This is a genomic window from Streptomyces sp. NBC_00433 (genome assembly GCA_036015235.1).
Classification (GTDB): Bacteria; Actinomycetota; Actinomycetes; order Streptomycetales; family Streptomycetaceae; genus Actinacidiphila.
This window is the reverse complement of the sequence record CP107926.1, coordinates 4,266,146-4,292,500: the sequence shown is the minus strand read 5'-3', so window position 1 is coordinate 4,292,500 and position 26,355 is coordinate 4,266,146. Positions and strand designations below refer to the sequence as shown.

The following is a 26,355-nucleotide window of genomic DNA, read 5'->3' as shown; positions in this document are numbered from 1 at the left end:
AAGTGGATGATCCTATGCTGTCGAGAAAAGCCTCTAGCGAGTTTTACGGCGGCCCGTACCCTAAACCGACTCAGGTGGTCAGGTAGAGAATACCGAGGCGTTCGGGTGAACTATGGTTAAGGAACTCGGCAAAATGCCCCCGTAACTTCGGGAGAAGGGGGGCCATGTCTGGTGATCCGATTTACTCGGTGAGCTGGGTGTGGCCGCAGAGACCAGCGAGAAGCGACTGTTTACTAAAAACACAGGTCCGTGCGAAGCCGTAAGGCGATGTATACGGACTGACGCCTGCCCGGTGCTGGAACGTTAAGGGGACCGGTTAGTCACATTTCGGTGTGGCGAAGCTGAGAACTTAAGCGCCAGTAAACGGCGGTGGTAACTATAACCATCCTAAGGTAGCGAAATTCCTTGTCGGGTAAGTTCCGACCTGCACGAATGGCGTAACGACTTCTCGACTGTCTCAACCATAGGCCCGGTGAAATTGCACTACGAGTAAAGATGCTCGTTTCGCGCAGCAGGACGGAAAGACCCCGGGACCTTTACTATAGCTTGATATTGGTGTTCGGTTCGGCTTGTGTAGGATAGGTGGGAGACTGTGAAACATCGGCGCCAGCCGGTGGTGAGTCGTCGTTGAAATACCACTCTGGTCGTGCTGGATGTCTAACCTCGGTCCGTGATCCGGATCAGGGACAGTGTCTGGTGGGTAGTTTAACTGGGGCGGTTGCCTCCTAAAGGGTAACGGAGGCGCCCAAAGGTTCCCTCAGCCTGGTTGGCAATCAGGTGTTGAGTGTAAGTGCACAAGGGAGCTTGACTGTGAGACTGACGGGTCGAGCAGGTACGAAAGTAGGGACTAGTGATCCGGCGGTGGCTTGTGGAAGCGCCGTCGCTCAACGGATAAAAGGTACCCCGGGGATAACAGGCTGATCTTCCCCAAGAGTCCATATCGACGGGATGGTTTGGCACCTCGATGTCGGCTCGTCGCATCCTGGGGCTGGAGTCGGTCCCAAGGGTTGGGCTGTTCGCCCATTAAAGCGGTACGCGAGCTGGGTTTAGAACGTCGTGAGACAGTTCGGTCCCTATCCGCTGCGCGCGTAGGAGTCTTGAGAAGGGCTGTCCCTAGTACGAGAGGACCGGGACGGACGAACCTCTGGTGTGCCAGTTGTCCTGCCAAGGGCATGGCTGGTTGGCTACGTTCGGGAGGGATAACCGCTGAAAGCATCTAAGCGGGAAGCCTGCTTCGAGATGAGGGCTCCCACCCACTTGATGGGGTAAGGCTCCCAGTAGACGACTGGGTTGATAGGCCGGATGTGGAAGCCCTGTAAGGGGTGGAGCTGACCGGTACTAATAGGCCGAGGGCTTGTCCTCAGTTGCTCGCGTCCACTGTGTGGTTCTGAAACAACCAGCTACCACACACCCTCACTGTCCTTTGCGGGCAGGTGTCGGGGGTGTGGTGTGTGTTTCATGGTGTTTCGGTGGTCATAGCGTTAGGGAAACGCCCGGTTACATTCCGAACCCGGAAGCTAAGCCTTTCAGCGCCGATGGTACTGCAGGGGGGACCCTGTGGGAGAGTAGGACACCGCCGAACAATTTTTGATAAAGCGTCAGCCCCCGTGCACCGCACGGGGGCTGACGCTTTTCTGCGTTGCGGCCGTTTTTCGGTGCCGGCGGTGTCTGTACTGGTGAGGATGGACGCATGCGGGTGTGAGGAGGGCCGACATGGCGGACGCGGTTGACGTACTGGAGCTGGCGCGGGCGGGGGACGGGGATGCCTTCCGGCGGCTGACGGAGCCCTACCGGCGGGAGTTGCAGGTCCACTGCTATCGGATCCTCGGGTCGTTGCAGGACGCGGAGGATGTGCTGCAGGAGACCCTGCTGGCGGCCTGGCGCGGGCTCGACGGCTTCGAGGGCCGGGCGTCGGTGCGGACCTGGCTCTACCGGATCGCGACCAACCGCTGTCTGAACGCGCTGCGGGCCGGCGGCCGGCGCCGCCAGCGCGAGCCCGCCTACGTACCGATGGAGGCCTCGTTGCCCGAGCCGACACGCCACCGTGCCGAGCCGTCGTGGCTCGAACCGTATCCGGACGCGCTGCTCGCCGACCTGCCCGACCGGGCGCCTGACCCGGAGGCGAGGTACGAGACCCGGGAGGCCGTGTCGCTGGCGTTCCTGACGGGATTGCAGCAGTTGCCGCCGCGGCAGCGGGCCGTCCTGGTGCTGCGCGACGTGATGGGCTTCAGGGCGGCGGAAGTGGCCCGGATGCTCGCCACCACCGAGAACGCGGTGACCAACGCGCTCAAGCGGGCGCGGGCCGCGCTGGCGGCGGAATTGCCGGGGCCCGACCGGGAGCGGGCGCCGCTGCCGGGGTCGGCGCGGGAGCGGCGGGTGGTGGAGGCCTTCGTGCGGGCCTTCGAGGCGGGCGACGTGGACGCGCTCCTGGTGCTGCTCACCGATGACGTGTGGCTGACGATGCCGCCGCTCGACATGGAATACCAGGGGCGTGCGGCTGTCGGGCACTTCCTGCGGTCCGTCGTGCTGACCGCCGGGCGCAGCTATGTGCTGCGGCCTGTCCGGGCGAACGGGCAGCCGGCGTTCGGCTTCTACCGGCGGGACCGGGGCTCGGCGATCGTGCACGCGCACGGGGTGATGCTGCTGACGCTGTCGGGGGACCGGGTCTCGGCGATGACCAGGTTCGTCGACAACGGGTTGCTGCCGGAGTTCGGGCTGTCGAGGTCGCTGCGGGAGTAGCGGCCGGGCTGGTCAGGGGCGGCGGGTCTGGTCGACCAGGGTCGCCGTCGCCCGGTCGAGCAGGTCGCACAGGGCCGCGTGCTCGGCGGGGCTGAAGGTGTCGGACAGCTGCCGTTCCAGGATGTTGACCTCCTGGTAGGCGCGGTCGAGCTGGGTGTGCCTTCGGGGGTGAGACGGGCGATCAACACTTTGGCATGCACCGGGGAGGGCTCGCGGCGGATGTCGTCCTCGATCCCGTCGGAGGCTCCGGCGGAGGGCGAACCTCGCGCTGTTCGCGCCGCACGGGCGGCTGGCCGTCTACGGGAACCTGGCGGGCTACGACTCCGTCGAGGTCCCGCCGTGGGGCGCGGCCCTCACAGCAAGGGGCGGACGCTCTGGCGCAGGACCGTGTGGGTGCCCAGGAGGTGGCGGGACTGGGTGGTGGGGCGGGGGGTGGTTTCCGCCAGGGCGAGGCGGACGGCTTCGCGGCCCAGTTCGTAGGCGGGGATGTTGACCGTGGTCAGCGGCGGGTTGAGGTCCTGGGCGAGGCCGTCGTTGTTGTAGCCGACGACCGAGATGTCGTCGGGTGTGCGCAGGCCGTGCTCGCGCATCGCGGCCATCGCGCCGGCGGCGGTCTGGTCGTCGCCGGCGAAGACGGCGGTGAAGGGGGGGCGGCCGTCGCAGTCGGCGAGGATCTGGCGCATGGCGGCGTAGCCGTGGCTGCGGCCGAGCCCCACGCCCGCGATGCGTTCCGCGGACGGGGGGAGGCCGTGGTCGGCGAGGGCGCGGCGGTAGCCGGCGATGCGCGGCTCGACGGTGGTGTGGCCGGGCATGGTGCCCAGGTAGAGGATGTCGCGGTGGCCGGCCGACAGCAGGTGGCTGACGACGGCGTAGGCGCCGGCCTCGTTGTCGTACTCGATGACGAGGACGGGCATGTCGGGGCTGGGCGCGGGCCGGCCGCACAGGACCAGGCGGGAGCCGGCGGCGGCCAGGCCGTGGGCGTATTCGGTGAGGCGGGCCTGGTAGTGCTCGTCTTCGACGGCGCCGCCGACCAGGACGACGAATTCGGAGCGCTGCTCGCGCATCATCTGGACCAGGGCCAGTTCGCGCGCCTCGTCACCGCCGTGGCTGCAGACCATGCACAGCCGGCCGCGGGCGGCGGCCTCCTGCTCGACGCCCTGGGCCACGGTGGCGTAGAAGGCGCTGTCCACCGAGGAGACGATGACGGCGACCGTCTTGGGGCCGGTGCCGGCCAGGGCGCGGGCGCGGCCGTCGATGACGTAGTCGAGGTCTTTGACGGCCCGCAGCACTTTGGCGCGGGCGGCCGCGGACGTGGGGTAGTTGCCGGCCAGCACCCGCGAGACGGTGGCGACCGAGACGCCCGCCCGGTCCGCGACGTCGCGGATGGTGACGCGGCGGGTGCCGCCGCCGGTCGCGCCCGGCCCTATGGCGCCGGGCCCTGGTGAAGTCTCCGCCATCTCCGCCATCCGATGTCCCCGGTCCGACGACCCCGGCGTGCCGGTGTCCGTTGCGTGCCGGTGTCCGTTACGGCCGCGCCGCCGACCAGCGTAATGGCCTTGGTGCGGCGGCGCGGGTCCGTACATGTCAGTGGTTCGAGGCGTAATCCTTGGCATAGTCCGCGGCGATCTGGCCCAGGCCCATATTGCGCATCTTTTTGACCGTGTCGTCCCACGCGCTCAGCGGTTTGCGGCCGGCGATGATGGAGCCGACGGTGTCCGTGCGGAAGGTGTCGATGGACGCGCCGACCCGGCTGTTGGTCTCCGGCTGGAGGCCGAAAACGCTGGACGGGTACGCCGTGGATGCGGCCGCCGATGTGGCCCATGTCCTGCCATACGTACGTCGCCAGGTTCGCCAGGTTCGGGTGGGCCTTGACGGCGTCGCCGGAGAGGTACTCGGACAGGTCGGCGCACTTGGACGCGGCGAAGTCGGCCTCGCGGGGCGATGTCCACGGTGTGCAGATGGGCGTCGCCCAGCACGTTGTTGAGCAGGCCGGTCTCGCCGAGCACCTGCTGGAAGACCGCGACCACGCAGGACAGGAAGTGCGGCAGATACGCCACCGACTGCACGAACTCGCGGACGCTGCGACTGGTCAGGCTGTGCAGCAGCATCGCCAGAGCGATCGGCACGGGGAAGAAGAAGACCAGTTGCAGCAGTGCGATCCAGACGGTGTTGAGGACCGCGGACCAGAAGTCCGGATCGCCGAACATCGTCTGGAAGTTGTCCAGCCCCACCCACTGGCTGGCCCACAGGCCGTCGAAGGGGACGTAGTCCTTGAACGCGATGACGGTGCCCGCCAGCGCGCCGTAGTGGAAGACCAGGAAATACGCCACGCCCGGGGCCATGAGTGCCAGCAGTACCCAGTCCCTGCGCAGCCGTGCCAGGCGCGTCCCGCGCCCCTTCCGCCCGGCCCGTCGGTCTGCACCGGACGCACCTGCCGCCCCTGTGCGGCCGGTGGCGTCCCGTTCGGCAATCGCCATCGCGTCCTCTTCGACGCTTAAGGCGTGAGGAAACTAAACCGGTTACTACGACGTGGTCAACCCCTCGCGCAACAGATGACGTTGACCCGTGGGTGGGGCGGGCCTAATCTGAATGCATCAGGAAGTAACCGATTACACGTGAGGGCAGACATGGTCGAGCGGCCGAAGCTGGTGCTGGCGATGCGGCAGGACATCCTGGACCTGGTCCTTCCGGCCCCGCTGCGCGCCCGGCTCGACACGCCGGCCGACGTCCATCCGCTGCTCGTCACCGACGCCGCGACGCCGGCGGCGGGCGACGCCCTCGCCACCGCGGAGATCCTGCTCACCGGATGGGGGGCGCCCGAGATCGACGCGGGACTGCTCGCGCGGGCGCCCCGGCTCGGCGCGGTCATCCACGCCGCGGGCACCGTCAAGCACCACGTCCACCCGGTGGTGTGGGAGCGGGGGATCGCCGTGTCGTCGGCCGCCGACGCCAACGCCGGGCCGGTGGTGGACTTCACCATGGCCACGGTGGTCCTCGCGGCCCGGCGCGCCCTCGGCGCCGCGGCGGACTACCGCCGCGGGCGGCTGCCCAGCTACCCCGAGCGGCGCGGGGCCGACGGCGCCGTCGTCGGTGTCATCGGCGCGTCACGCATCGGGCGCGGCGTCATCGCCCGGCTCCTCGCCGCAGACGCAGGCTTCCAGGTGCTGCTGGCCGACCCGTACGTCTCCGCCGCGGACGCCGCCGCCCTCGGAGCGCGCCTGGTCGACCTCGACGAGCTGTGCACCGCCTCCGACATCGTCACCGTCCACGCGCCCGACCTGCCCGAGACCCGGCACCTGCTCGACGCCCGCAGGCTGGGCCTGCTGCGGGACGGGGCGGCCGTCGTCAACACGGCGCGGGGGCGGCTCGTCGACACCGAGGCGCTGGCGCTGGCCTGTGCCACGGGGCGGCTCGACGCGTACCTCGACGTGACGGATCCCGAGCCGCTTCCTGTGGAGCACGTGCTCCACAGCCTGCCCAACGTGATGCTCACGCCGCACATTGCCGGGTGCCAGGGGTCGGAGGTCCAGCGCCTCGGCGCATACGCGGTCTCGGAGGTCGAGCGGTTCGCCCGCGGCGAGGCGCTGCTCGGGGGGGTGCTCGCGGGGGACCTCGCGCGCATCGCTTGAGCGCGTAGCGCTTGGGCGCGGGCATTCGGGGGGTGGCACTTGCGGTGTGCCTTCACCTGCTGCGCCGTCGTGGTTGCGCGCGCAGTTCCCCGCGCCCCCGGGCGGCTGCCACTTTCTGTTGCGTTCGCCCTGCCGCTGCTTCGTGGCTTGGCGCGCAGTTCCCCGCGCCCCTGGGGGGCTCGACCTCCTGAGGGTCAGGGGAGGTGGAGGGTGTCGGGGGTCGGGGGTGGGGTGTCGCCGAGGGCGAGGCGGAGGTCGGCGGTGGGCCACAGGGGGGCGGGCCAGCGGGCCAGGGCCTGTTCGGGGGAGCGGAGGACGGCGAGGGTGGGGAGGCCGGCCGCCGTGCCGGTGGACAGCAGGGTGGGGAGATCAGGGGCCGGGGCGAGGGCCGCGATGTCGTCCAGCACGAAGGTCAGTGGTGGGTCGAGCCGGCCGGCGGATGACCCTGCGGCCATGCGCCGGCCGTGCTCGACCACGCTGGAGACGAGTGCGGTGAGCAGGGGCATCGCACCCAGATGGGTGCGCGGATCCTCGATCCGCTCGCCCACCACATAAAGCGTTCCCCTTTCCGCGCCCCACGACTCCAGGTCGAGGCCTCCGGTACGTGCCGGATTGCACGCGTCGCGGATATGCACGGAATTCAGCGGCTCCAGCGTCTGCCGGATCAACGCCTGGGCGGCGTCCCGCCGTTCGGGGTGGGCGTGCAGCACCGACTCCAGTTCGCCGCTCCAGCCGGAGGCCGCGCCGGTGTCGGTGCGCAGGATGCGTACCGCTTCGGCGGCCGCGGGGCCGGCCGCCCAGCGGTGGACCTGGCGGAAGGGTCGGCCGTCGACGGCCGCGGCGTGCAGCCAGCAGCGCAGCAGGGTGACCGCGGTGGTGTGCACGATGGCCTCGTCGGCGCGTGCCGTACGCAGCGGCGCCAGCAGCGCCGCCGCGCGTATCCCGGCGGTGCCGGGGCGTTCACAGCCGCCGTGCGGCGCCCAGCGCAGCCGTCCGGGTACGTCGAGCAGATGCGTCGGGTCGTAGACGTGGACGGGGCCGAACTTGCTGCGGTTGCCGACGGTCTGGTGGTACGTGTCCGGGTCGGCGGTGGTGACCAGCACCGGGCCGGCCGCGGCCAGGACCGCGGGCTGCACGATCCGCTTGGCCTGGTCGCCGCGAGGTCCGGCGAACAGCGCGTAGGTGCGGGTGACCTCGCCGCCGTCGAGGACCGCCGGGTGCGGCTCACGGGCGGCCGGGCGCGGGCCGGCCCCGACCGCGGGCAGTTCCGCGGTGATCGGGTCCGCGGCCCGGGGCGGCAAGGCCTGCGGCACCGTACGGAACCAGGCGTCGAGCCCGTCCCCGTCGCCGTGGCCCTTGCCCCGCCCGCCGTACATGGCGCCGGACTGCTCCCCGCCGCCACGCACGTCGCCGCGGCCCCTGCGGCGCGGTGCGGGCACCGCGGCGGCCGCGACCGGCTCGGGCGGCGGGGCGGCCGGGCGGCGCTCGCCGCGGGAGCGCAGCCGCGCCAGGACGTTCAGCACCCACACCGCGGCCGCGAAGAGCACCATGAACTGCCCGACGAAGATGCCCCAGAACAGCCCCGCCCGCGGCAGCTCCGCGGGCTCGGCGCCGGGCCAGGCCGCCGGGATGTCGTGCGGCTGCCCGATCAGCGCGCGCATCGCCCGCGGGGTGCGGGTGAAGTGCGCGTCGCCCGGCCACGATCCGTGGGCGAGGACCGCCGCGATGCCGGTCGCCGTCCACACCAGCAAGGTGACGCCCAGCAGGAACGCGATGACGCCGACGATCAGCCCGTCGGGCAGACCGCCGCTCTGCTCCCGCTTCTGCGCCGCCATCTCACGCCACCGCGTCGTCGGCCATTTGCTTGGCGAGTGCGATCTGCGCCGCGGCATGGGCCTCCGCGCGGGCCTCGGCCTCGGCTTCCGCCTCGGCCTCCGCGGCGATGCCGGCGGCGTGCTGCACCGAGGTCTCGGTCATGGCGCGGTCGGTGAAGACCAGCGGGCGCTCGGTCTCGGTGATCAGGTGCTTGACCACCTGCACATTGCCGTTGACGTCCCAGACGGCGATACCGGGGGTCAGCGTCGGGATGATCTCCACCGCCCAGCGCGGCAGCCCCAGCACCCGCCCGGTGGCCCGCGCCTCGTCGGCCTTCTGGGCGTAGATGGTGCGGGTGGAGGCCATCTTCAGGATCGCCGCCGCCTCCTTCGCCGCGGCCCCGTCGACCACGTCGGACAGGTGGTGGACGACGGCGACGAAGGACAGGCCGAGCCGGCGGCCGAACTTCAGCAGCCGCTGGAAGAGCTGCGCCACGAAGGGCGAGTTGATGATGTGCCAGGCCTCCTCGACCAGGAAGATGCGCTTCTTCCGGTCGGGGCGGATCCAGGTGTGCTCCAGCCACACCCCGACGATCGCCATCAGGATCGGCATGGCGATGGAATTGCGGTCGATGTGCGACAGGTCGAAGACGATCAGCGGCGAGTCCAGGTCGATGCCGGCGCTGGTCGGCCCGTCGAACATGCCGCGCAGGTCGCCGTCGACCAGCCGGTCGAGCACCAGGGCCACGTCCAGGCCCCAGGCCCGCACATCGTCCAGGGCGACGTTCATCGCCTCGGCGGACTCCGGCATCGGGTGCCGCAGCCGGTCCACGATGTCGGTGAGGATCGGCTGGCGCTCCGTCACCGTCTCGGCCACAAAGGCGTGCGCGACCTTCAGGGCGAAGCCCGACCGCTCGTCCAGGCCGCGGCCCATCGCCACCTCGATGATGGTGCGCAGCAGCGCCAGCTGACCGGTCACCGTGATCGCCGGGTCCAGCGGGTTGAGCTTGATGCCGCCGTCCAGGGCCGCCATCGGGTCGAGCCTGATCGGGGTCAGGCCCATGGCCCTGGCGATCAGGTTCCACTCGCCGACGCCGTCCTCGCCCTGTGCGTCGAGCACCACGACCTGCCGGTCGCGGAAGCGCAACTGGCGCAGCACGTACGTCTTCTCCAGCGCCGACTTGCCGTTGCCCGACTCGCCGAGCACCAGCCAGTGCGGGGCGGGCAGCTGCTGGCCGTAGAGCTGGAAGGGGTCGTAGATGTAGCCCTTGCCCGAGTAGACCTCGCGGCCGATGATCACCCCGGAGTCGCCGAGTCCTGGCGCCGCGGTGGGCAGGTAGACCGCCTGCGCCTGTCCTGTCGAGGTGCGCACCGGCAGCCGGGTCGACTCGACCCGGCCGAACAGGAAGCTGGTGAACGCGTCGGTGAGCGCCGCAAGAGGGTCCAGCATGGGCATGGCGATGGCCTCCTCGTGGCGACGGCTAGCGGCGGATGCCGGTTGCGAACGGCAACGTATTGACGAATGCCCGGTAGTGCTCACGATCGCACCACTCAAGCTTCAAATACGACTTACCGGCCGAAGCGCGGATGGTGCGCTTGTCGCGCGCCAGCGCTTCCGGGGAGCGCGAGGAGACCGTGATGTAACCCACCAGGTTCACCCCCGCGGCACCGCTGGCCAGGTCCTCGCCGCGCTGGTCGATCCGGCCGTGGTGGGCGAGGTCCCGCGGGTCGACCGTACGGTTCATCTTCGCGGCGCGGCTGGCCTCGGCGTCGTCGTTGGTCTTCTCGGTGAGCATCCGCTCGATGGCCACGTCGGTCGGCTCCAGGTCCATCGTCACCGCGACCGTGCGGATCACGTCCGGGGTGTGCACCAGCAGCGGGGCCAGGAAGTTCACCCCGACCGGCGTCAGCGGCCACTCCTTGATCCAGGCCGTCGCATGGTGCCAGGGCGCGCGGGTCATCGACTCGCGGGTCTTGGCCTGCAGGAAGGTCGGCTCGGTCGCGTCCAGCTCGGCCGGCCACGCATTGCGCCGGGTCATCGCCTGGATGTGGTCGATCGGGTGGTCGGGGTCGTACATCGAGTGCACCAGCGACGCCAGCCGCGCCTGGCCCAGCGGCTGCCTGACCCGGATGTCGGCCTCGGCGAGCCGGGCGCAGATGTCGTTCAGCTCGCGGGCCATCACCGCGGCGAGGCCGGCGTCCTTGTCGACCTTGGTGCCGCGCACCGCCGTGGCGCGGGCCATCGCATTGCCCTCGGCGGACAGCTCCCGGGTGAAGTGCATGCACGCCACCAGATATGCCCGGTGCTGCTCGGACGACGTCGACACCATCGACTGGAGCTGCTCGTAGGACTCCTTGAGCCACCGGTCGGCGTCCGGGTCGCCGCGCTGGGCGACGTCCTTGGCGTGCGCGTCCGGGTCGGCGGGCAGCGTACGGGCCAGCATCTGGATCCGGGTGACGAAACCGTCGCCGTTCGCCACGTGCTTGAGCAGGGTGCCGAACCGCTCGACCAGGGCCTCCTGGTCCTCGCTGTCCCGCAGGCCGACACCCGGGCCCTCGATCTCGATGGCCGCCGTCACCGTACGCCGGTCCACGTGCAGCAGCACCGCGATCTCGTCGGGCCCGAAGGGCGCCGCGAGCCAGCTGATCCGGCCGATCCCCGGCGGCGGCCCCACCTCGATCTCCCGCCCGTCCAGCGCGATGCCGGCCTCCTGGACCGCCGAGCGGTAGGTGGGCGAGACCCGCAGCGTACGGCGGTAGGTGCGGTTGATCTCGAACCAGCGGTAGAAAGTGCGCCGCCGGTAGGGCAGGAAGACCGCGGCCAGTGCCAGCAGCGGCCAGCCGATCAGGCCGACGATGCGCAGCAGCAGGAACGGGACCAGCAGGCCGTTGAGCATACCGAGCCCGGCGCCGAGCACGATCAGCACGATCTCGCCGGTCTCGCGGTTCTTGCCCACGATCGCGTTGGGCCGTGCCTTGCCGATGAGATAAGTGCGGCGCGGCTGGGTGAAGGGCTGGGTCGTCACCCGCGATCACCTCCCTGCGTGCCGTTGTTCGATCCCTGGTTCGCGCGGAAAGGCGACCCGAAGCCGCCTCCGCCGCCGCCTCCTTGGCCGCCGGCGGGCCGCGGCGGCGGTGCGGCGCCGCCGCCCTGGCCGCCGCGGGAGCTGTGCGCGGCCATGCCGCCCGCCACCGCGTTCGACGGCTGGGCGCCGCCGCCCTGGGCCTGCTCCTGCGGGCCGCCGCGGGCGCTGTGCGTCTTGATGCCCTGCTTGACCAGCGCGGCGGGCGAGGAGATGACCGCGGCGGCCTGGCTCTGCCCGCTGGCCTTGCGGCTGTTGCGCAGGTTCACCACGTCGTCGCCGAAGCCCGGCACGAAGCGGTAGATCATGAAGCTCGCGAAGATCGCCAGCAGGATGATGGCCAGGCCCGAGACGACCGCGGAGAAGGCGTCGGGCCCGTTGTCGGACGAGGACAGCGCGCCGGCAAGGCCCAGCACGATCACTATCACCGGTTTGACCAGGATCACCGCGATCATGATGCCCGCCCAGCGCCTCACGTGGTGCCACATGTTCTTGTCCACCAGGCCCGCGTAGACCGCGGTGCCCAGCAGCGCGCCCACGTACAGCAGCGCCGCCCTGATGACCAGTTCGAGCCACAGCACACCGGCGGCGAGCACCGAGACCATCGACACCACGATCAGCATGATCGGGCCGCCGCCGATGTCGGTGCCCTTGGTCAGGGCGCCGGAGAAGGACCCGAAGAAGACCTCGGTGTCGGACTTGGTGCCCGAGGCCACCACATCGGTGACCGCGTCGGTCGCCGACACCACCGTGTAGAGGATCAGCGGGGTGAAGGCCGACGCCAGCACCGTCAGCCACAGGAAGCCGACCGCCTCGGTCAGCGCCTCGGTCATCGGCGCCCCGCGCACCGCCCGCTTGGCCACCGCGAGCAGCCACAGGATCAGCGTCAGGATCGTGGACGCGGCGAAGACCACGGCATATTGCCGAAGGAAGGAGGTGTTGGTGAAGTCGACCTGCGTCGTCTTCGTCACCGCGACCGACAGCTTGTCGATCGTCCACGAGGCGGCGTTGGCGCAGCCCTTGGCGAGCGAGGTGAGCGGGTCGAGGGTGTCGGTGATGCTGTTGCTCCCGCCACCGCCTCCCCCGCCCTTGTTGTCCTTCTCGCAGAAGTCCTTGGCGGAGCCCACGAGCAGCCGACACGAGTCGCTGCCCGTGCCCGAGGTCGCCGAGGGCGTCGGCGTCCCAGGAGGCGGTGTCGCGGCCAGGGCGGACGAGACCGGGCCGGTCGTGAGTGCGAGGACCGCGGCGGCCACGAAGGACCGGCGCAGACGGCTACCTGGCATACGTGAACCCTCCGTAGTCCCGGACCGCGCCGGCGATTTCGTCGGCGGAGGCGGCCTGGTTGTCGGCGGCGACCGGGGCGGGGCCGTCCTTCTGCGAGGAGGAACGGATCTTCCAGTCGCCGCCGGACCAGACCAGCTGCTCGGTGATGGTGAACCAGGCGGTGCTGACCGGCTTGGTGGAGCCGGAGCCGGCCAGGCCGACCAGGTCGGTGCACCACACCTCGACGGTCTTCGTGTCGGCGGAGGCCGAGCCGGAGCCGGTGCCCGCCGGGTTCGCGGTGACCTTGGTGCCGATCGGCACGGTGCGGGAGACGAAGGTGAAGCCGGCCGGCGCGGCGCCGTCGGCGGTGAGTCCGAGGTTCTTGAGCGCCTGGCCCGAGTAGGCCTGGTCCAGGTCGGTCTGCAGGCCGGCGCTGACGGCCGGGTCGTAGATCGAGCTGACGATGCGGTGCCTGCGGTCGGCGACGAACATGTCGGCGGAGCCCAGCGCCACCGCGAAGTTGGCGGCCGCCGACTGGGCGCCCTGCTCGGTGTGCGCGAAGCCCGCCGGGATGCCCGCGCCGCTCTTGCCGTCCACCGGCTTCTGCCCGGTGGGCGCGGTGGGCGCGGCGCCGGAGCCGTGGGTGCCGCCGGAGCCGCCCGAGGTGCCGGTGCCGGTGTCCGTGCCGTCGGCTCCGGCTGACGGGCCGTCGCCGCGGTTGGCGAAGGCCAGGGCGGCGATCAGCAGGACGACGATGCCCACCACGGTGACCAGGGCGCGCCGGGGCTGCGCGCGGCGGGTGCCGCCGCCGTGGGTCGTGTGGCCCTCCGGCATCCGGGTCCTGGTCGGGGGTCCGTCCTGGCCGAGGCTCATCGCGCGGCCGCCCCTCGGGGCGCCGCGGGCGCGCGGGAGGACCGCGTCGGGCGGACGGCTCCGCTGCTTGGTCGAGTGGGCATCAGCACGCAGCCTCGGGTGGGAAGGTGGAGCCTGGGACGGGCTCCTGGGACTTGGCGGGGGAGCGGCCTGCGGGCGGGCGGCGGGGCCGCCCGGCTACACGGCCATTCCGTAGACGATGGTGAACAGCGTGCCGAGCGAACCGATGATGAACACGCCGGTCAGCCCGGCGATGATCAATCCCTTGCCCTGCTCCGCGCTGAACGTGTCGCGCAGAGCCGTCGCGCCGATCCGTTGCTTCGCCGCACCCCAGATCGCCATGGCCAGGCACAGCAGGATCGCCACCGCCATAACCACCTCGATCATCACACGTGCTTCCTGGCCGAGGGACCCGAAAGGCCCCCAGTCCGGTGCGATGCCGCCGATGATGGTGTTGATGTCGCCCTTGGGGGCTGCCACGTACATTGAACTCACCACCCCGCTCTGTCAGTTGGCTCCCCTGCCGGGGCGCAAGGGGCCAGCATCTATCTTGACCGACGTTTCCGCTGTTGCACGCCGCTGAGCGACTTTCTCGGCGGATCGTCCGTGTGATCCGGCCCTGAGACGTCAGACTGGTGCGCGGACCGGTGTTCGATGGGACATGGATGACTACTCTGTGTATCACGAGGATAACCGCTGGGCAACGATAGGAACGTGTGTTCCTGCCAGGTGGACGGCGGGGTGGCTGACAAGGTGCGGAAGGGGAGGCGGCGCTGATGGCGCGTAAGGTCTGGCTGGCCGTCATCTTCGGCGGCGGGCTGTTCTTCTCCTTCATGGCCCTGCTGGTGGTCGGGACGTATTCGGCGGCCGCGGGTCTGGCCGGCGGCGGGTCTGGCGGCGCGGTGCGGCTGGCCAAGGGCGCGGTGCCGGACATCTACCAGCCGATCGTGCAGAAGTGGGGCAATCTGTGCCCGGCGCTCAATCCGGCGCTGCTGGCCGCCCAGCTCTACCAGGAGAGCGGCTGGGACCCGCGGGCGCAGAGCGGGGCGGAGGCGCAGGGCATCGCCCAGTTCATCCCGGGCACCTGGGCCACCCACGGCATCGACGGCAATGGCGACGGCAAGGCCGACGTGTGGGACCCGCAGGACGCGATCCCGTCGGCGGCGAGCTACGACTGCGACCTGGCGTCGTATGTGAAGAACGTCCCGGGCGACAACACCGACAACATGCTGGCGGCGTACAACGCGGGGGCCTATGCCGTGATCAAGTACGCCGGGGTGCCGCCGTACTCCGAGACGCAGAATTACGTGAAGACCATCCGCACCCTGGAGAAGAGCTTCGCCGCGCCGGTCGGGTCGGTGGAGCCGTCGCAGCAGGCGGCGGGGGCGATCTACTTCGCGCAGACCCGGATCGGCACCCCGTATCTGTGGGGCGGTGAGGGGACGGCGGCGCAGGGCGGGCGGTTCGACTGCTCGGGGCTGACGCAGGCGGCGTACGCCTCGGTCGGCATCACGCTGCCGCGCGTCGCCGTGGACCAGTGGAATGCCGGCGCGCACCCGGGCAGGAGCGAACTGCTGCCGGGCGACCTGGTCTTCTTCGCCTACGACCTGGACGACCCGCGCTCGATCCACCACGTCGGGCTCTACGTCGGCGGCGGCTACATGATCGACGCCCCGCACACCGGCGCCGTGATCAGGTTCGACCGCATCGACAGCGCCGACTACATCGGCGCCACCCGGGTCACCCAGGCGGGCGCCGCGGCGCTTCCGGTGGCCGCGGCCTGAACGGCGCGTCACCCTCTGGCCCACGCTTGGCGTACGCGAAGGGCCGCCGGTCACCCTTGGATAACAGCATGGTGATCTTCTGGCGAAGACCGGAACGCTACGTACCGTGTCGGCCGTTGTACGGGCGACAATGGGTTGGTACGCAAGCGACGGAGGTTGCGGACGTGCCGATCCACTGAGGCACGGTCAGTTGCTAGTGGTAAGGGGCACCACCGCCATGGCAGAGGTCGCCAGCGACAGCACGAACCCCGACATCACCCTGCTCCGCTCCATCAACGATCTCGCCAAGCACGCGCCCCGCGGTGTCGACCGGGCCGTGGAAGTGGCCGGCGGATACGGCCTGATCGCCCTGACCGCGCTGCTGGCCGGATGGTGCTGGTGGCGGGTCGCCAGGCGCTCCGCCGACGCGCCCGCCGCGGTCGCCGGGGTCCTGTGGGCCTGCCTGGCCGCCGGTGCCGCGCTGCTGCTCGACATCCCGGTGCGGGCGCTGGTCCAGCGCCCCCGGCCGTACGTCGACCACGACGGCCTGGACGTCCTGGTGCGCGGGCAGCATGCCTCGTCCTTCGTCAGCGACCATGTCGCGCTCACCGCGGCCGTCGCGGTCGGCCTCTTCATGGTCAGCCGCAAGGCGGGCCTCATCGCCGTAGGCGCGGCCCTGGCCGAGGGATTCGCCCAGGTCTACCTGGGCGCGCACTACCCGACCGACGTGGTCGGCGGCTTCGCCCTCGGCGCCGCGACCGTGCTGCTGCTCGCGCCTCTCGGCCTGGCCCTGCTCACCGCGCTGACCACCCGGCTGGCCCGCACCCGGGCGGCCTTCCTGGTCGTGGCCCGCCCGGCGCCCTACCGCAGGCCGCCCCGCACCGCCTCGCCGCACCGCTGGCACAGCGCGGACGACAAGGACCTGGCTGCCTGACACCCCTCTGGGCCCGCCTCCGGTCAAGGCGACTTCCGGCCGTTCGCGGCGGCGGCGTCACAAGGCGGGCGTCACAAGACGGTGCCACAAGACGGGCGTCACAGGGCGGGCGTCACAGGGCCTGCGGGAAGTCGAAGAGGCGCTGCGGGTCGAGGGTGTGCTTGAGGGACGCCAGCCGGTCGGCGTTCTGCCCGTAGTAGGCGGTGCGCCAGTCGGTGAGGGACGGGTCGGTGTAGTTCTGGTAGGCGCCGCCCGAGGCGTAGCGGCGCATCGCGCTGTGGGTGGTGTCCAGCCAGGAGGTCGTCGACAGGGCGTCGGAAGCCAGGTATTGGGCCAGGAAGCGCGAGCCCCGGTGGCTGAAGGCGGTCGCGGTGGGGGAGACCCGGTTGACGGCGCCGCCGAGCGCGATCAGGGCGATGCTGCCCGCGCCGCCGCCCGAGGCGCTCGCCAGCCGCTCGACCTGCGAGAGCAGGGCGCTGACACCGGCGGCCGGCAGGTCGGTGTCGTAGAAGTCGGAGCGCGCGGTGTACGTCTCGCGTTGCAGCCGGCCGGTGGGCGCCAGATGGCACTGGGCCGCGGACAGGCCCGCGCAGCCCGCGTAGGAGAAGGTCGCCTCCAGGTAGGTGTGCGGGTGTAGGGAGACCGAGGAGGCGGGGGCGCCGGCCGCGTCGGCGAGCCGGTCGGCGGCGGCGGACAGGTCGGCCCGCGAACCGGTGGACAGCATCGGTACGGACACGGTCGGCGAGCCGCCGGGGGCGCAGTCCAGATGCAGCGCGGACCACAGGTGGTCCGGCTGGTCGGGGCCCCAGCCCTGCCAGCCGGCGATCACGTCGGCGGCCCGGCTCCAGGGCCACGTCAGGTAGCCGGTGACGACCTGGGGCACCGGGTGGGTGGCGAAGCGCAGCGAGGTGACGACGCCGAAGTTGCCGCAGCCGGCGCCGCGCAGCGCCCAGAAGATGTCGGGCTCGTGGTCGGCGGAGACCTCGTGGGTCGTGCCGTCGGCGGTGATCAGGGTGGCGCCGATCAGGTTGTCGCAGGTCAGGCCCATGGATCGGCTCATCACGCCGTGGCCGCCGCCGAGGGTGAGCCCGGAGACGCCGACGGAGGGGCAGGACCCGGCCGGGATCGTCCTGCCCTGCTCGCCGAGGGTGGAGTAGACGTCTATGAGCTTGGCGCCGGCGCCGACCGTGGCCGTGGTGCCGTCCACGTGGATCGAGTTGAGCCGGGAGACGTCGATGACCAGCTTGCCGTCTCCGCTCGACCAGCCCGCGTAGGAGTGGCCGCCGCTGCGGATGACCGGCACGGTCGCGGTGCGGTGCGCGAAGTCCAGGCAGCGGCGGATGTCGTCGGCGTCGTCGACGTAGGCGATGGCGGCCGGGCGCAGGTGGTCGAAGCGGGTGTTGTACAGCCGCCGGTCGGTGGCGTAGGCCGCGTCCTGCGGGCGGACCAGCCGGCCGTGCAGGGCCGTGCCGAGCGCGCGCCAGTCGGGGGCGACCGGCGAGAAGGTCGGGCTCGGGGTGCGGGTGGGGGTCGCGGTGGCCGTACGCGGCGGGGGCGGCTTGCCGTCGCCGCCGCTTTTGCCGCTGTCACCGCCGTCCGGGCCGCAGCCGGTCAGCCAGGCCGCGGCGAGGGCGCCGCCGCCCGCCGTGAGCGCGGTACGCCGCCGCACCCGGGTCGGGGACAGGGGCCGGGGGGCCTGAACGTCCACTCTTTCACCGCCGCAATCAGGGGGACTCTGCATGTCCTAGACGTGGCGGAGGATGTGCTGGTTGCGGCCGTGGGCCAGGCGGGTGGATCAGTCTTCGCCGCGGCCCGGCCGGCCTTCCCGCTCGGGCGTCAGCCCTCGGTGTGCTCCCGGGCGTCGCGTCTGGCCCGGTCGCGGGCCCGGCGGGCGGGGCCCTTCCAGCCGCACGAGCAGCGGGCGCCGGCGAAGGAGCCGTTTTCCACGACGGAGGTCCGGTGGTCGTCGGCCTTCGGCTCCTGACCGGTGGGCAACTTCAGCACCTCACCACGGTAACGGGCGTGACGGGCCGCTTCCGACCGTCGTTACCGAGGTGGGGCCCAGGCGCGGACAGGGACGGTGCAGGGATGGTGGCGGCGATGGCCAGGCGGCGGCTCGGGCGTACGGCGACGGCGCTGGCCGCTGCGGGGTGTGCGGTGGCCCTGGTCGCCGGGTGCGTGGAGCACGGGGCCGCGGCCGACACCGGGTCCGGCGGCGCCAAGGACGCGGGCGGTGACCCCGCCGCGGCGGTACGGGACGCCGCCGACGCGCTGGTGCGGGCCGGCAGCTCGTTGGTGGACACGTCGATGCGGATGGCCAGCGGCGGCACCTGGGTGACCGTCGAGGGCACCGGCCGCTTCGACTACGCCAGGCGGCAGGGCGAGCTGACCCTGGTGCTGCCCAGGGACGCGGCGGGGGCGGAGGAGCACAAGCCGGTCACCGAGCTGCTGACGCCGGGCGCCCTCTATATGAAGGACCGCGGCGAGGGTGTGCCCCCGGGCAAGTGGGTGAGGGTGGACACCACGACGCTGCCCGACGGCAACCTGGTCACCGGCGGGGCGACCGAGCCGCTCGCCGCCGCCGAGCTGCTGCGCGGGGCGCTCGACGTGGTGCTGGTCGGAGCCGGGACGGTGGGCGGCACGCCGGTACGACACTTCCGCGGCGTCGCGGACATCGCGCGGGCCGCGCGCCTCGCGGGCCCGGGTGCGCAGGGCGCGCTCGCCGCGGCGGCCAGGGGCTTCGCCGTCACCCGGGTGCCCTTCGACGCGTGGCTGGACGCGGACGGGCGCCTGCGCCGGCTCACCGAGCAGTTCAGCTTCGGGGGGAAGGGGAAGGGGGTCGGGGTGCAGTCGACGACCGTTTTCGACGGCTTCGGCACGCCGGTGGCCGTCGTGATGCCCGGGGGTGGCGACATCTGGACCGGCAAGATCGTTTCTCCCGGCTGATCGGGCGCCGGGCCGGGGGGGGGCCCGGAAAATGGTCCTTACGTGCCATGCGCCGGGGCAGGGGTGGTCCTTACGCTGGATGGCGGCCGTTGGACGGGACGCTTGGCGGAGGAGGTGGTGCGGAGATGGTGCCGTCGCCCGGGGCAACAGTCCAGGACGACCCCGTGGCCCTCGCCGAGATCGAACTGTGCGGGGAGCTGATCATCGCCGCTTCCACCGCTGACGAGGAGCGGCTGAGCTTCGCCCGTATCGACGAGGTGCTGGAAGTCGACCGCTAGTGGGCCGGCAGGGCCGCCAGGCCCACCAGCGCCGTCCGCTAGGTCCGCAGCAGGCGCGCTATCGCCGCCGTCGCCTCGGCGACCTTCTCGTCGATCTCCGGGCCGCCGCCGACCGCCGCCGCGGCGACGCAGTGCCGCAGGTGCTCTTCGAGCAGTTGCAGCGCGAAGGACTGCAGCCCCTTCGTGCTGGCGGAGACCTGGGTCAGGATGTCGACGCAGTAGACGTCCTGCTCGACCATCCGCTGCAGCCCGCGGATCTGGCCCTCGATCCTGCGCAGCCGTTTGAGATGGGACTCCTTGTCGTGGCTATAGCCATGCGGCCCGGGCGGCGACACAATCTCGTCTGCCGGTCCCGCTGTTGAATCCGTCACTGCCGTCTCCGTCATCCCGCCCGCCCTCTCTGTCCCCTTATACCCCTGGTGGGTATATCTTACCGAATCGGTACCGTGTGCGACGCATCCCCCGTCCGGGGGACTCTGTCCCATGGGCGACACTGGATGACGCCGGTTAGCTGTGGCCGGATGTTGCGCCTAGCATCAACGAGACCGACTCCGATGTATCCCGAGGAACCCACGTGCGCTTTCGTCTGACCCCCAGGGAGACGAGCTTCTACGACATGTTCGCCGCGTCCGCGGACAACATCGTCACCGGTTCGAAGCTCCTCATGGAACTGCTCGGAGCCGATTCGGCTACCCGCATCGAGATCGCCGAGAGGATGCGGGCGGCGGAGCACGCGGGAGACGACGCCACCCACGCGATCTTCCACCAGCTGAACTCCTCCTTCATCACCCCCTTCGACCGGGAGGACATCTACACCCTCGCCGGTTCGCTCGACGACATCATGGACTTCATGGAGGAGGCCGTCGACCTGGTCGTCCTCTACAACGTCGAGGAGCTGCCGAAGGGCGTCGAGCAGCAGATCGAGGTGTTGGCCAGGGCGGCGGAGCTGACCGCCGAGGCGATGCCGAACCTGCGGACGATGTCCAACCTCACCGAGTACTGGATCGAGGTCAACCGGCTGGAGAACCAGGCCGACCAGATCCACCGCAAGCTGCTCGCCCAGCTCTTCAACGGCAAGTACGACGCCATGGAGGTGCTCAAGCTCAAGCAGATCGTGGATGTGCTGGAGGAGGCCGCGGACGCGTTCGAGCACGTGGCGAACACGGTGGAGACCATCGCGGTCAAGGAGTCCTGACCCACGTGGACACCTTTGTGCTGATCGTCACCATCCTGGTGGCGCTCTTCTTCACCTACACCAACGGTTTCCACGACTCGGCGAACGCCATCGCCACCTCGGTCTCCACCCGGGCGCTGACGCCCAAGGCGGCGCTGGCCATGGCCGCGGTGATGAACCTGGCCGGCGCCTTCCTGGGCAGCGGCGTGGCCAAGACGGTCAGCGAGGGCCTGATCGGCACCCCGCACGGCCGCTCCGGCATGGCCATCCTCTTCGCGGCGCTGGCCGGCGCGATCTTCTGGAATCTGGCCACCTGGTATTTCGGACTGCCGTCGAGTTCCAGCCACGCGCTGTTCGGCGGGCTGGTGGGCGCGGCGCTCGCCGGCGGTACGACCGTGCACTGGTCGGGCGTGGTCGACAAGGTCATCGTGCCGATGTTCGTGTCGCCCGTCGTCGGCCTGGTCCTCGGCTTCCTGATCATGCTGGCGATCCTGTGGTTCTTCCGGAAGACCAACCCGCACAAGGCCAAGCGCGGCTTCCGTATCGCGCAGACCGTCTCGGCGGCCGGCATGGCGCTGGGCCACGGTCTGCAGGACGCGCAGAAGACCATGGGCGTCGTGGTGCTCGCGCTGGTGATCCACGACCCGTCCAAGGGCTTCGGCATCCCGATCTGGGTCAAGTTCGTGTGCGCGGCGATGATGTCGCTCGGCACGTACGCCGGCGGCTGGCGGATCATGCGCACCCTGGGCCGGCGGATCATCGACCTGGACCCGCCGCAGGGCTTCGCCGCCGAGACGACGTCCGCGTCGATCCTCTACGCGACCTCGTACATCTTCCAGGCGCCGGTCTCGACCACCCACGTCATCACATCGTCGATCATGGGTGTCGGCGCGACCCGCCGGGTCAAGGCGGTCCGCTGGGGCGTGGCCAAGAACATCGTGGCGGGCTGGTTCATCACCATGCCGGCCGCCGCGCTGGTCGCCGCCGCCTGCTACTACGTCGTCAAGCTGGTCTTCGGCTGAGCCCGCCGGGCCCCGGAAGCGGATCAGGCCCCGCCCCCTGTGACAGGGGGCGGGGCCTGCGCCTTGCGGTGGCACCGCCATGCAGCACCGCACGGCGGTCCTGGTTATCCGAAGCGGCCGGAGATGTAGTCCTCGGTGGCCTGCACGGACGGGTTGGAGAAGATCCGCTGGGTGTCGTCGATCTCGATGAGCTTGCCGGGCTGGCCCACCGCCGACAGGTTGAAGAAGGCCGTACGGTCCGAGACGCGGGCGGCCTGCTGCATGTTGTGGGTCACGATGACGATGGTGAACCGGGTCTTCAGCTCGCCGATCAGGTCCTCGATGGCGAGGGTGGAGATCGGGTCGAGCGCGGAGCACGGCTCGTCCATCAGCAGCACCTGCGGCTCGACCGCGATGGCGCGGGCGATGCACAGCCGCTGCTGCTGGCCGCCGGACAGGCCGGAGCCGGGCTTGTTCAGCCGGTCCTTGACCTCGTTCCAGAGGTTGGCGCCCTTGAGGGACTTCTCGACGATGGAGTCCAGCTCGTTCTTCTTGCGGACGCCGTTCAGCTTGAGGCCGGCCGCCACGTTGTCGTAGATCGACATGGTGGGGAAGGGGTTCGGGCGCTGGAAGACCATGCCGACGGTGCGGCGGACGGTCACCGGGTCGACGCCGGCGCCGTAGAGGTTCTCGTCGTCCAGCAGCACCTTGCCCTCGACGCGGCCGCCGGGGGTGACCTCGTGCATGCGGTTCAGGGTGCGCAGGAAGGTCGACTTGCCGCAGCCGGACGGGCCGATGAAGGCCGTCACCGAGCCGGGCTCGATGGTCATCGAGATGTCGTCGATCGCCTTGAAGGCGCTGTAGTACGCGGACAGGCCGCTGATGTCGATTCGTTTGGCCATGGGGATCACTTCATTTCTGCGGGCGGTCGCTGACTGCTGGGAGTGGCCGCGTCAGCGACCGGCCTTGGGCGCCTTCCAGCGGGAGATGAGCCGGGCGATCAGGTTCAGGATCATCACGAACGCGATGAGGACCAGGGCGGCGCCCCACGCGCGGTCGTAGCTGGGCTGGTTCCCGTTGTTGTACTGCTCGAAGATGTAGTACGGCAGCGAGGACTGCGGGTCCTTGAACGGGTTGGTGTTGATCGCCGCACTGCCGAAGACCAGCAGGGCGATCGGGGCGCTCTCACCCGCGATACGCGCGATGGCCAGCATGATGCCGGTGGTGATGCCGCCGACGGCCGTCGGCAGGACCACCTTGACGGTGGTGCGCCACTTCGGGACGCCGAGTGCGAGCGAGGCCTCGCGCAGCTCGTTCGGGACGAGCTTGAGCATCTCCTCGGTGGAGCGCACCACGACCGGCATCATCAGCAGCGACAGGGCCAGCGAGCCGGCGAAGCCGGACGCCGGGGCCTTGTCGAAGGCCACGAACCAGACCGACAGGATGAACAGACCCGCCACGATCGACGGGATGCCGGTCATGACGTCGACGAAGAAGGTCACCCACTTCGCGAGCTTCCCCTTGCCGTACTCCACGAGGTAGATCGCGGTGAGCATGCCCAGCGGGGCGGCGATGACGGTGGCGATGCCGACCTGCTCCAGGGTGCCGATGATGGCGTGGTAGACGCCGCCGCCGGGCTGGATGGTCAGCACGTTGTTCATCGAGTGCGTCAGGAAGGTGCCGTCGATGACGCCGGCGCCCTTGCGGACCGTGGTCTCGACCAGCGAGTACAGCGGGATGACGGCCAGGATGAAGCTCGACCAGACCAGGCTGGTGGCCACCCGGTCCTTGGCCTGCCTGCGGCCCTCGACCCGGGCGGTGATGGCGTACGAGCCGGCCACGAAGAGCAGCAGGGCGATCAGGCCCCACTGGATGTGGCTGCTCAGCCCGGCGCCGGCGCCGATGGCCACGCCTGCCGCGATCGCGCCGGCGGCGATGGCCAGCGGGCTCCAGCGCGGCAGGTGGCGGGACGCGAGCCGCGGGGAGGCGGGCCGGTCGGACGCCTGCTTGGCGTCCAGGATCGTGTCGCTCATGCGTTGGCCCCCGAGTATTCCTTACGGCGCTGGATGATGATCCGCGCGGCGCCGTTGACCAGCAGGGTGATCAGGAACAGCACCAGGCCGGAGGCGATCAGCGCGTCCCGGCCGAAGTCGTCGGCCTCACCGAACTTCGCGACGATGTTCTGCGAGAAGGTGCCGCCGACCGGGTCCAGGATGCGGGCGGACAGGACCGGCGAGGCGGACAGCACGGTGGCGACCGCCATGGTCTCGCCGAGGGCGCGGCCCAGGCCCAGCATGGACGCGCTGATGATGCCGGAGCGGGCGAAGGGCAGCACCGACAGGCGGATGACCTCCCAGCGGGTCGCGCCGAGCGCGAGCGCCGCCTCCTCGTGCATCTTCGGCACCTGGTTGATCACTTCGCGGCTGACGTTGGTGATGATCGGCAGGATCATGATCGCCAGCAGGATGCCCACGGTGAACAGCGAGCGGGCCGCGGAGTTCGGGTCCTGCTTGTGGAAGATGTAGGTCCAGCTGAAGTAGTTGTCCAGCCAGAGGTTGACGCCCCTCAGGTGCGGCACCAGGAAGAGGGCGCCCCACAGGCCGTAGACGATGCTGGGGACCGCGGCGAGCAGGTCGATCACGTAGGCGATCGGACCGCCCAGGCGGCGCGGTGCGTAGTGGGTGATGAACAGCGCGATGCCGATCGCGATCGGCACGGCGATGGCCATCGCGATGATCGAGCTGACCACGGTGCCGTAGGCCAGGACCGCGATGCCGAAGACCGGCGGGTTCAGGCTCGGCGTCCACTCGAAGGTGGTCAGGAAGTTGCCGTGGTCCTTGGAGATGGCGTTGACCGCGCGGACGGTCAGGAAGATCGCGATGGCTGCCATCACGACCAGCAGCAGGATGCCGGATCCGCGGGCCATGCCGGCGAAGATCCGGTCGCCGGGGCGGGACACGGCCTTCGCGGCCCGGTGCGGCTCAGGCCTTGTCGGGGGTGGAGCGGTGGTTGTCATGTGTGTTTTCTCCGGTCTGGGTGGGGGAGCGGACTCCCCCGGCGGCGGTGCACCGGATACGCGGAGGGTCCCGCGGCCGTCGGCCGCGGGACCCTCCGCGCTTCGATCAGGAAAGGGCGGAGATGGTGGTGCGGACCTGCGTGGCGATCGCGGCCGGCAGCGGCGCGTAGCCCGCGTCCGAGAGCTTGGCCTGGCCGGCGTCGCTCGCGATGTAGTTCAGGAAGGACTTGGTCAGGGCCAGGGTGTCGGCCTTGTTGCCCTTGTCGCAGGCGATCTCGTACGTCACCAGGACGATCGGGTAGGCGTTGTCCGCCTTGGTGGTGTACGCGGCGCCGAGGTCCAGCGCCAGGTCGGGGGCGGTGCCGGTGACCTTCGCCTGGGCGATGCCCGCGGAGGCGTTGGCGGTGGTGGCCTCGACCGGGGCGGAGGCGCCGGTGTTGATCTTGACCGTGGGGATCTGGCTGGCGGTCGCGTAGGACAGCTCGAAGTAGCCGATCGAGCCCTCGGTCTGCTTCACCAGCGCGGCGACACCCGCGGACTTCGCGGCGGCCTGGCCACCCTTGGCGGCCCACGCCTTGGCGTGCTCGTACGGCCAGTCGGCCGGCGCGGAGCCCTTGAAGTACTTGGTCAGGTTGTCGGTCGTGCCGGAGTCGTCCTGGCGGTGGACGGACTGGATCTTGGTGCTCGGCAGGGTGACACCCGGGTTGAGCGCCTTGATGGCCGCGTCGTTCCAGGTGGTGATCTTGCCGTTGAAGATCTTCGCCAGCGCGGAGCCGTTCAGCACGAGGTTGTTGACGCCCGGCAGGTTGTAGCCGATCGCGATCGGGCCGCCGACCATCGGGATGTTGATGCCCGTGCCACCGGTGCAGACGCTCTTGGACTTGGCGACCTCTTCGGGCTTCAGCGGCGAGTCGGAGCCCGCGAAGGCGTCCGTGCCGTTGTTGAAGTCGATGATGCCCTCGCCGGAGGAGGACGGCTTGTAGTTGATCGTGGAGCCGCTGCAGGCCTGCTGGTAGTCCTTGACCCAGGTCTCGATCGCGTTCTGCTGGGCGGTCGAACCCGAGGACAGGAGCTTGCCGGGCGCGCAGGAGATACCCATCGCGTTGGTGCCGGTGCCGCTCGACGCGCTGCTCGAGCTGCTGGCCGAGTTGCTCGGTGTGCTGCTGCTGTCGCTGTTGTCGTCCGAACCGCAGGCCGACAGGACGAGCGCACCGGTAATCGCGACCGCGCCGACGGTCAGGGCCCGCAGCCCGCTCTTACGCTGAAGCTTCACCTTCGTGTGTTCCTTCCGAGAGCCCGCCGGATCGACGGCGAAGCAGAGAGTTGTGTATCCGCGTGCTCCGGCGGCTGGTGCTCACCGGTAAGGCCGAAATTAGGCAGATCAGGTGAAGCGACCAACGGGAGAGGGTTAACTGAAGGTGAACCTCACCCGTCAGCCCGGTGCCGGCCCTTCCAGGGGGGCGGGAGGTACGCACGTTCCCCTTGTGCAGCGGGTCGCGCCGGCCCCGGGCGCGGTGGATGCGGGGTGCCCCTTCGGCAAGGGGGGTGCCTGTCAGGGGCGCGGGGAACTGCGCGCTCAGCCCACCACCGGCCGGTGGTCCGTCTCCGACAGCAACAGCCCCTTTCGGGCCGGTGACGACGTGCAGCTCGTCTGCGGCTGGTCGCGCCCACGCGGCGCCAGCCGCACATCAGGTGCGGCCCCGCGCCCCTGTAGGGCGCCGCCGTACGCAGCAGAGCGCGCCGTGTCGGCCGCACAGCGGACGCAGCCCGCGCCCCTGAGGGGCACCCCCTTGGCGATGGGGCTACCCACGCCCGCCGCGGCCGGGGGCGGCGGAACCCCTG

The 26,355-nt window shown here is 70.5% G+C and carries 23 protein-coding genes and 2 rRNA genes (1 of these 25 running past the window's edge); 10 read left to right on the top strand and 15 right to left on the bottom strand.

Features of this window, described 5'->3' with window-relative positions:
• From OG900_18155 to OG900_18145, 3 genes are all read left to right on the top strand, one after another.
• Positions 1–1,362: ribosomal RNA gene (locus tag OG900_18155) — 23S ribosomal RNA — on the top strand; it begins 1,763 nt to the left of the window's first position.
• A 103-nt stretch (positions 1,363–1,465) separates the two neighbouring features.
• Positions 1,466–1,582, top strand: a 5S ribosomal RNA gene (gene rrf, locus OG900_18150).
• A 131-nt stretch (positions 1,583–1,713) separates the two neighbouring features.
• Entirely contained in the window at positions 1,714–2,739 is a 1,026-nt protein-coding gene (locus OG900_18145) for an RNA polymerase subunit sigma-70 (GenBank protein ID WUH91842.1), read from the top strand.
• Between the two features lie 353 nt (positions 2,740–3,092).
• On the opposite strand, the gene OG900_18140 is transcribed toward OG900_18145, so the two are convergent.
• Entirely contained in the window at positions 3,093–4,196 is a 1,104-nt protein-coding gene (locus OG900_18140; GenBank protein ID WUH91841.1) for a LacI family transcriptional regulator, read from the bottom strand.
• Positions 4,197–4,415: 219 nt separating this feature from the next.
• Positions 4,416–5,081, bottom strand: coding sequence for a hypothetical protein (locus OG900_18135; GenBank protein WUH95816.1), 666 nt, complete (start codon positions 5,079–5,081; stop codon positions 4,416–4,418).
• 315 nt (positions 5,082–5,396) lie between these two features.
• Here OG900_18135 and OG900_18130 point away from each other — a divergent pair, with 315 nt between their 5' ends.
• Positions 5,397–6,368, top strand: a complete 972-nt coding sequence (locus tag OG900_18130) for a hydroxyacid dehydrogenase (protein ID WUH95815.1) — start codon at positions 5,397–5,399, stop codon at positions 6,366–6,368.
• Between the two features lie 194 nt (positions 6,369–6,562).
• Here the strand turns inward: OG900_18130 and OG900_18125 are convergent, their stop codons facing one another.
• From OG900_18125 to OG900_18100, 6 genes are all read right to left on the bottom strand, one after another.
• Entirely contained in the window at positions 6,563–8,203 is a 1,641-nt protein-coding gene (locus tag OG900_18125) for a type VI secretion protein (GenBank protein ID WUH91840.1), read from the bottom strand.
• A gap of 1 nt (position 8,204) precedes the next feature.
• Positions 8,205–9,632 carry an ATP-binding protein gene (locus OG900_18120; protein ID WUH95814.1) on the bottom strand — a complete coding sequence of 476 codons (1,428 nt, stop codon included), beginning with the start codon at positions 9,630–9,632 and terminating at the stop codon, positions 8,205–8,207.
• 31 nt (positions 9,633–9,663) lie between these two features.
• The gene (locus OG900_18115) at positions 9,664–11,208 is read right to left on the bottom strand and encodes a hypothetical protein (GenBank protein WUH91839.1); all 1,545 of its coding nucleotides are present in this window, start codon (positions 11,206–11,208) and stop codon (positions 9,664–9,666) included.
• The gene (locus tag OG900_18110; protein ID WUH91838.1) at positions 11,205–12,548 is read right to left on the bottom strand and encodes a hypothetical protein; all 1,344 of its coding nucleotides are present in this window, start codon (positions 12,546–12,548) and stop codon (positions 11,205–11,207) included. The genes OG900_18115 and OG900_18110 overlap by 4 nt, the downstream gene beginning before the upstream one ends.
• Complete coding sequence (locus OG900_18105; GenBank protein WUH91837.1) at positions 12,538–13,401, bottom strand: hypothetical protein; 864 nt, start codon at positions 13,399–13,401, stop codon at positions 12,538–12,540. Before OG900_18105 ends, OG900_18110 begins: the two co-directional genes overlap by 11 nt.
• Before the next feature lie 177 nt (positions 13,402–13,578).
• Entirely contained in the window at positions 13,579–13,887 is a 309-nt protein-coding gene (locus OG900_18100) for a hypothetical protein (protein ID WUH91836.1), read from the bottom strand.
• Positions 13,888–14,177: 290 nt separating this feature from the next.
• Between OG900_18100 and OG900_18095 the strand changes: the two genes are divergently transcribed.
• Together OG900_18095 and OG900_18090 are read left to right on the top strand one after the other, a co-directional pair.
• Positions 14,178–15,185, top strand: a complete 1,008-nt coding sequence (locus OG900_18095) for a bifunctional lytic transglycosylase/C40 family peptidase (GenBank protein WUH91835.1) — start codon at positions 14,178–14,180, stop codon at positions 15,183–15,185.
• A gap of 217 nt (positions 15,186–15,402) precedes the next feature.
• Complete coding sequence (locus tag OG900_18090) at positions 15,403–16,098, top strand: phosphatase PAP2 family protein (protein WUH91834.1); 696 nt, start codon at positions 15,403–15,405, stop codon at positions 16,096–16,098.
• Positions 16,099–16,210: 112 nt separating this feature from the next.
• Here the strand turns inward: OG900_18090 and OG900_18085 are convergent, their stop codons facing one another.
• Complete coding sequence (locus OG900_18085; protein WUH91833.1) at positions 16,211–17,806, bottom strand: FAD-binding oxidoreductase; 1,596 nt, start codon at positions 17,804–17,806, stop codon at positions 16,211–16,213.
• 128 nt (positions 17,807–17,934) lie between these two features.
• Positions 17,935–18,102, bottom strand: a complete 168-nt coding sequence (locus tag OG900_18080) for a hypothetical protein (protein WUH96092.1) — start codon at positions 18,100–18,102, stop codon at positions 17,935–17,937.
• A gap of 84 nt (positions 18,103–18,186) precedes the next feature.
• Between OG900_18080 and OG900_18075 the strand changes: the two genes are divergently transcribed.
• Together OG900_18075 and OG900_18070 are read left to right on the top strand one after the other, a co-directional pair.
• Positions 18,187–19,044, top strand: a complete 858-nt coding sequence (locus OG900_18075) for a hypothetical protein (GenBank protein ID WUH91832.1) — start codon at positions 18,187–18,189, stop codon at positions 19,042–19,044.
• A 125-nt stretch (positions 19,045–19,169) separates the two neighbouring features.
• A complete protein-coding gene (locus OG900_18070; protein ID WUH91831.1) occupies positions 19,170–19,322 on the top strand; it encodes a hypothetical protein in 153 nt (50 codons plus the stop codon).
• A gap of 38 nt (positions 19,323–19,360) precedes the next feature.
• Here OG900_18070 and OG900_18065 read toward each other — a convergent pair whose 3' ends face one another.
• On the bottom strand, positions 19,361–19,660 hold the full coding sequence (locus OG900_18065; protein ID WUH95813.1) for a metal-sensitive transcriptional regulator: 300 nt from the start codon (positions 19,658–19,660) through the stop codon (positions 19,361–19,363).
• A 236-nt stretch (positions 19,661–19,896) separates the two neighbouring features.
• Here OG900_18065 and OG900_18060 point away from each other — a divergent pair, with 236 nt between their 5' ends.
• Together OG900_18060 and OG900_18055 are read left to right on the top strand one after the other, a co-directional pair.
• Entirely contained in the window at positions 19,897–20,517 is a 621-nt protein-coding gene (locus tag OG900_18060) for a DUF47 family protein (protein WUH91830.1), read from the top strand.
• A 5-nt stretch (positions 20,518–20,522) separates the two neighbouring features.
• Positions 20,523–21,518 (top strand): inorganic phosphate transporter, encoded by a 996-nt coding sequence (locus OG900_18055; GenBank protein WUH91829.1) that lies wholly within the window; start codon positions 20,523–20,525, stop codon positions 21,516–21,518.
• 104 nt (positions 21,519–21,622) lie between these two features.
• On the opposite strand, the gene pstB is transcribed toward OG900_18055, so the two are convergent.
• The 4 genes from pstB to pstS all read right to left on the bottom strand — a co-directional run bounded on the left by pstB (position 21,623) and on the right by pstS (position 25,786).
• The gene (pstB, locus tag OG900_18050) at positions 21,623–22,399 is read right to left on the bottom strand and encodes a phosphate ABC transporter ATP-binding protein PstB (protein WUH91828.1); all 777 of its coding nucleotides are present in this window, start codon (positions 22,397–22,399) and stop codon (positions 21,623–21,625) included.
• A 51-nt stretch (positions 22,400–22,450) separates the two neighbouring features.
• Positions 22,451–23,530: a phosphate ABC transporter permease PstA gene (gene pstA, locus OG900_18045; protein ID WUH91827.1), complete on the bottom strand. Its 1,080-nt coding sequence runs from the start codon at positions 23,528–23,530 to the stop codon at positions 22,451–22,453.
• A complete protein-coding gene (gene pstC, locus OG900_18040; GenBank protein WUH91826.1) occupies positions 23,527–24,513 on the bottom strand; it encodes a phosphate ABC transporter permease subunit PstC in 987 nt (328 codons plus the stop codon). Before pstC ends, pstA begins: the two co-directional genes overlap by 4 nt.
• 106 nt (positions 24,514–24,619) lie before the next feature.
• Positions 24,620–25,786 (bottom strand): phosphate ABC transporter substrate-binding protein PstS, encoded by a 1,167-nt coding sequence (pstS, locus tag OG900_18035; GenBank protein WUH91825.1) that lies wholly within the window; start codon positions 25,784–25,786, stop codon positions 24,620–24,622.
• Positions 25,787–26,355: the final 569 nt, after the last annotated feature.